The organism is Mesorhizobium sp. M4A.F.Ca.ET.050.02.1.1 (assembly GCF_003997725.1).
In the GTDB taxonomy this organism is placed as follows: Bacteria; Pseudomonadota; Alphaproteobacteria; order Rhizobiales; family Rhizobiaceae; genus Mesorhizobium.
The window spans coordinates 1-5,392 of record NZ_RZSG01000406.1 but is presented as its reverse complement, the minus strand read 5'-3'; the positions used below and the strand labels follow the sequence as shown (position 1 = coordinate 5,392).

Genomic DNA, 5,392 nt, shown 5'->3' with positions numbered 1-5,392 from the left:
TGGCGTTGCGCAGCGCATTGCGAACCGTGGTCGCCCCGACGCCGGCGCGATCGCCGATTTCCTTCACCGATCGGTCGCATCTGCCATGCTGCCGGCAGTCCGACATGACGATATAGAGCGCCGCGCTCTCCCCTTCGGTGAACGCGCCGGCGAACTCGGGCCGGACAGCCTGCATGCGGGCAAGACGCCGCTTGCGCCCCCACCGCTTAGGATCTCGGGAGCCGTGGGCAGCCTCGCGGCGGCTTCGCTCGCTGCGCGCGCGTTGCGGATAACAGGAGCGAGGCAGCGCTGTCCCACCGGCGGGGGCCCTTTTGAGATCGCAACGTTGTCGTTCAGCCTTCTCGCAAAGCCGCTCCGCATCGTCCTCGACCAGCGACTCCTCGCCGTAGAGCTTCCATATCTGCCGGCAAAAATCGTCCAGCTCGGCCAATGACCGAATGTTCGTGAGCCATAGGCTCAGCGTTGAATAGAGATCCATTTCTTTCCCTTCGCCAGGTCGTGCAAAGCCGTGGCGCGGAAGCGCAATTTCTCTTGCAATGACGGGAAGGTCGGGCTACGGTCTCGCAAAATCTTCGGGCGAGATCAGGAGCGCCAACTCCTGTAGCCTATTCCCTGGAAAAGCCGGCCTCCGCGCCGGTTTTTTTGTGCTCGATTTTTCCTCCGCTCAGACTCACTCGGCATGTTTGCAAGGCGCAACGCCCGAAGTAAAGTATCAAAAGTACACGGGCGGTCGTTGAGATCGCCGCCTGACTTGGGCAAGAATTGCCCGGGCTCAGCATGCAAGCCGGTTCGTATCTCCTACGGTTTGCCCGAGGGCGCTCCCATGCACGTCCAGCTATCGACCTGAGGCGCTGAGCGGCCGGGCCATCTGAATGGCGCCCCGCCGTTTGCGGAGCGCCATCGGGTCTTCGTCAGTCGCCGTTGCGACGGTTCGGCCGAGACCAGATGAGGTTGTAGCTCTGGCTGCCTTCGTCGGCGACGAGGTTGGCGTAGATTGGGGCGGTGAAGCTCGGATCGTCGAGCTTGAGGCCCAGATAGGCGCGGCCCTCGTTGGACTGTTTGGACCAGCCGGCCCCGATTTCGACTCGACCGACGAGCACGCGGTGGCTGGGTGCGTTTTCGCCGCTGGCGCGCGTATCGGGAACGATACGGACCTTCTTGGCCTGGAGGGAAAGGGTGACGATCTCGCCGTGAAATTCGTTTTCGCCGGCCTGCTGGAAATTGCCGATAGTAGCCATGTTCGTTCTCCTGACTGTTTTGTCCGAAGCCGCCCTGTGCGGCCTCGATAGCTGTCGTGAGACGATGGCCTGGCCGACTGCATCCATTGGGCCGCAGCGGAGCGGAGGACGGCGAAAGCCGAGCTTGTTGTCCCGCGAGGAATGCGGCGAAGCCGCAGGGGAAGAAGGTTGGCGAAGCCGTTGCAGGCAACGGCCGGACCGGCGTCAGACCCAGCCCTAAGAGAGGCCATTCAGGGAGGGTCCGGGCATCCGTTCCAGAAGAACGATACTGGCGATATCGGAATGTCCGCCATGCATCCGGCACAAGCGGCACGATCGATCCGCCCCGAAATCAGAGGCACGAGGTCTGGGCCCACCCGGTTGCCGCTCCGCGGCCGCATCTTGATCCCGCCGCGCCGCCAAAGGTTCAGGCGATGAGAGAGCAGTCTTTGATGTCGAGAATTAACAGCAACGGGTCGCCTACTTGGTTCCGGCGGGGCTGATCCGGCCCAGGCGCCGAATTGCCACGCGCTTTGCGTCGTCACGGTGCAACGCCTGCGCCTTCGATCACGCATAGTGCGACGACGAGCTTTCTGGTCACCGCGGTGATCATGACCTCCTGAAGCGATCGCGCGCACTCATAACCGCAATGAATCGGTCGAGCCGGTTGGATTCAAAGAACTCGTTGGACGCCGCTTCCAAGCCAAGTGAGGCTGCGGCCATGGAAAACGAAGAGGCAGGGCCCGTTCATCTTCGGCGCATCGACCCATCTAAGAACATGCGGCGGTTTTATACGCTTGCGATCCAACCGACCTTGTTCGGCGGAGCATCCGTCATCCGTAACTGGGGCCGCATCGGGACCAGCGGCCAGTCGATGATTGAAACCTTCGATAGCGAAGACGGTGCGGCCACCGCATCAATGAAGCTTCAGCGCGCCAAGCGCCGTCGCGGATATCGCAACTGTGATCCGGACTAGCGGCTGGCGACATCGCGCAAAAGATCGCAGGCGAGCACCGCCTGTGTGTGTTGGAACATAACGCAGTGCAGCGCCGCGACTATTCGGGCACGGTTGTCAGCAATATGACGCGGCTCATCGAGACGGCAATGACCCGCGCACCAAGACAGCAATAACCCCTGCTTGAGGCGGCCATGCCGCGACATTCAGGACTACGCGCGGTCAAGGTGCCCCAGCCGCATCAGGCCTCAGGAAACCGCAAGCACGGTGCTGGTGTCATCCCGGCGGACGAAGTCCACGCACGAGCCGTTCCAATGGTAGCAGTAGTGCCGTCGCTGCTTCGGAATACTAGCGACATCTGGCCAGAAGGCGCCGATGCAGCTTCCCCCTGGCATCCTTACGCTGTTCCACGTCAGTCCGTCGCTCCCAGCCGCCCGCAGTCCGCGCCCCTCGACTTGCGAAGGGCCATAGTCGTTCGGGTGAGTGGCGCTGCCCGAGACCATCCATCATCACGAGAGATTCATGGCCGCCACCCATGAGGATCCTGGCTGGACTTCGGACTTCCGGGTCCTGATCGGGAGCGTGGACCTGAGCCTTGACGACGTGAACGCCGTTCCCGAAGTCTTGCGCGCCAGGCAGGCATGCCTGCTCGATGATGAGAGAACCGAACATCTTTGCTTCCGCGCACCGAAGGCCCTGATCGAGGCGGCCAAGCGGGAAAGCGGCATCCAGTCGCCGACCGAACTTGGCATTCTCGCGCTGGCCAGCCTCGCCCAGCCTGACCCCGTGACTTCGTTCCTCAAGCGCATGCATGCCAGCCTTGGCCCGGGCCAGAAGCTTGACGTCTGATCTGCGCGCGGCACGTCGGCGCTACATGTCCGACGAGGAAAGAACCAGTAAGCCGCGATCACGAGACAGGCTGATCGCGGTTGCGGACGTCGATCTTGCCCGGCGCCCGGTCCTCGTGCCGGACACCAACGTCTGCATCCTGTTCGCTCAGGGAAATTGCCGGACGCGGACAACTATCCCTTCAGAGCGCAAATGACTTCCCGTCAATGCCATGCAGGCGTTCACATTCGCCGATCATGTCTCGATATGCCTGCGGCGATATCGCAGCCTCCAGGCAGTTGATCAACCGTCGGCGGAAGCATCGAAAGATCGCCGAGCATGGCCCCGCCTGCAGCAGGCGGGGCCATTCACTGCTGGCTCAGAAGGGAATCTCATCCCGAGCTTCGGTCCGGTCGCCGGCGCCGTCGCGCTGCTTCGGCCAGGCGAGGAAGTCGATGCCGTCGGCGATGATCTCAGAGCTGTAGCGCTCGATCCCGTCGCCATCGGTCCACTGGGTGTAGTGGATGCGGCCGCGGACCGCCACCTTCATGCCCTTCACGCAGTGCTTCTGCACCGTCTCGGCCAGGCCGTTGAAGCACTTGATGCGGTGCCATTCGGTATCCTGCTCGGCGTAGCCGTTCTCGCCCTTGACAACCTTGCCGTCGATGCGGCGGGGGCGGGAGGTTGCGAGCCGGAAGTCGGTGATCCTGGTGCCGCCGCGGGTGGTCGCGGTTTCGAGGTCGTTGCCGATGTTGCCGGCGAGAAGAACGATGTTGGTCATTTCCTGTCTCCTTTGCTCGTCCGGGGGAGAACTCCCTCCGAACGAGACCCGGCCAAGGCCGTCGGGAGCCGCCTGCAACCGGAGCGGAACGCGCCAGGCTTGCCCCCAAGGCCCGGAGTGGTGCGGGCAGGCGCGAAGCGCCAACACGGTCCGGCGCCGCGGGGGTTGCGGTCGGAAACCGAACGGACTTAGGGGCTTATTTCGTTTCGGAGGGATTTTTTTGCACCGGCAGCGAAACCGGAGACAGGATGGCGGTGAAGGATCGACGCCGGCACCATCGCGGCGACGCCTTCGATGCCGGGCGCGGCGCGGCGGGGTTCATCGCTTCCGGCGACCTCCCGACCCCGCCCGAGCGATGGCGGCTGTGTTCGAGCGAACGGCAGCGTCGCAGCAGGCCGAAGGCAATGCGCCACGCTCAGCCTAGTGGCGAGGTGCCGAACGTCTCCACGGGAAGGCCGAACGGATCCCGGCTCCGCGCATGCAGCCATTCCGAAACCGGAGAAGGGCGTCGCGGCGCGTTGCGGAACCGCCCCGATCGAGCCAGGCCTCCGTCGCTCGCCGGCGGACTCGCACCAGCCCAACACGACCCTGCGACACCCCATCCTGCCCGTGCGCGGATCGCCCCTCTCCGCGGGGCTGTCCGACGCTTCGAACCGACGTTCCCGTCATCCGGTGCGTCAGTGATGCGGGCCAATGACAGCTCTGCTTCCGCATCGCGGCCGTGCGCCGAGGCGGCAGCCAAGCCACGAGGGATCAGAGCTGCACGATAGCGGCCGTGCCGGCGCGACCGTGATGGCGCTTTTACTGCAGGGGGTCGCGATCGCCGGCAAGGAGTTTTCGGTAGCCGGTTGTCGTCATCCATTTTGCCCGTCTTAAATGGTTTTCCCAACAATGGCGGGTGCGCTCTGGCTCGGCCACAGGGTCACGGTGAAGCACAATCCGGGCGACCTCCTGCCAGTCAGCGCCGTCCGCCTCGGCATCGAGAAGGCGCATGTAGATCACCTTGTGCCGGTCATCGTAAGGGGTGATCCTGTCGGACCAGGGCACTTCGTCAGCAACATGCGGGTCTAGCTCAGGCATCAGCTTTCCTTTTCTCGGGTGCTCTCGTCCACAGAGATAGGACAAACTTGGGGACCATTGGCCGACATACCACACCCAGACGGAGAAGAATGGAACATTAGGCCGCGTCACCCATCGTCTGAGACTGCGGCTGCAAACCGTGCAGGTAGGCGACGGCGCGCTGTGCATGCGCTGCAGCTGTAAAGATCGCGCGGTGGTCCCCGTCGAGCAGCTTGAGCCACGAGGCCACGTAGCTTGCGTGATCCGGCCGCGGCTCCAGCTCAGGGACGATCCCGAGGTCCGCGCAGATCATTGCACTCCCAATTTCCACCAAAAGCTCTTCGCGCGCCCTGTCCGTGCAATCCTTGTGGTATCGGCTCAGGTCCCGATTGAGACGATCGGGAGCCGCCGTCCAGTGCAGGGTTTCGTGTTAGGTCACACCTCCAACGCGTCCTTTCTGTCATCTTCCTGAGCCAGAATCAGGACAGTTCTTACGCTTCAGGCGTTGCTCCGCCGCTTTGCGGGGCGGGCCCGAGGGCCTGCCCCGCAAAG

General features: G+C 63.5%; 5 protein-coding genes and 3 pseudogenes. 3 read left to right on the top strand and 5 right to left on the bottom strand.

The annotated features are described in order from the left end of the window. Window positions 1–911 precede the first annotated feature (911 nt). Entirely contained in the window at window positions 912–1,238 is a 327-nt protein-coding gene (locus EOA33_RS22920) for a DUF736 domain-containing protein (protein WP_127406660.1), read from the bottom strand. Between the two features lie 700 nt (window positions 1,239–1,938). On the opposite strand from EOA33_RS22920, the gene EOA33_RS22915 reads away from it, so the two are divergent. Beyond that, window positions 1,939–2,193, top strand: a complete 255-nt coding sequence (locus EOA33_RS22915; protein WP_065010550.1) for a WGR domain-containing protein — start codon at window positions 1,939–1,941, stop codon at window positions 2,191–2,193. A 227-nt stretch (window positions 2,194–2,420) separates the two neighbouring features. On the opposite strand, the pseudogene EOA33_RS22910 reads toward EOA33_RS22915, so the two are convergent. Next, window positions 2,421–2,660, bottom strand: a pseudogene (locus EOA33_RS22910) (RES family NAD+ phosphorylase); the annotation flags it as partial. Between EOA33_RS22910 and EOA33_RS22905 the strand changes: the two are divergent. Further along, a pseudogene (locus EOA33_RS22905) lies at window positions 2,656–2,799 on the top strand (RES domain-containing protein); the annotation flags it as partial. The pseudogenes EOA33_RS22910 and EOA33_RS22905 overlap by 5 nt on opposite strands. Continuing rightward, complete coding sequence (locus EOA33_RS40735; RefSeq protein WP_245482413.1) at window positions 2,776–3,021, top strand: hypothetical protein; 246 nt, start codon at window positions 2,776–2,778, stop codon at window positions 3,019–3,021. The pseudogene EOA33_RS22905 and the gene EOA33_RS40735, both read left to right, overlap by 24 nt. 358 nt (window positions 3,022–3,379) lie before the next feature. Here EOA33_RS40735 and EOA33_RS22895 read toward each other — a convergent pair whose 3' ends face one another. The 3 genes and pseudogenes from EOA33_RS22895 to EOA33_RS22885 form a co-directional block, all read right to left on the bottom strand. Next, window positions 3,380–3,781 carry a single-stranded DNA-binding protein gene (locus tag EOA33_RS22895; protein WP_127406658.1) on the bottom strand — a complete coding sequence of 134 codons (402 nt, stop codon included), beginning with the start codon at window positions 3,779–3,781 and terminating at the stop codon, window positions 3,380–3,382. Window positions 3,782–4,582: 801 nt separating this feature from the next. After that, window positions 4,583–4,861, bottom strand: a complete 279-nt coding sequence (locus EOA33_RS22890; RefSeq protein ID WP_066991432.1) for a DUF2285 domain-containing protein — start codon at window positions 4,859–4,861, stop codon at window positions 4,583–4,585. 97 nt (window positions 4,862–4,958) lie between these two features. Continuing rightward, window positions 4,959–5,270: pseudogene (locus EOA33_RS22885) on the bottom strand (zincin-like metallopeptidase domain-containing protein); the annotation flags it as partial. Window positions 5,271–5,392 lie beyond the last annotated feature (122 nt).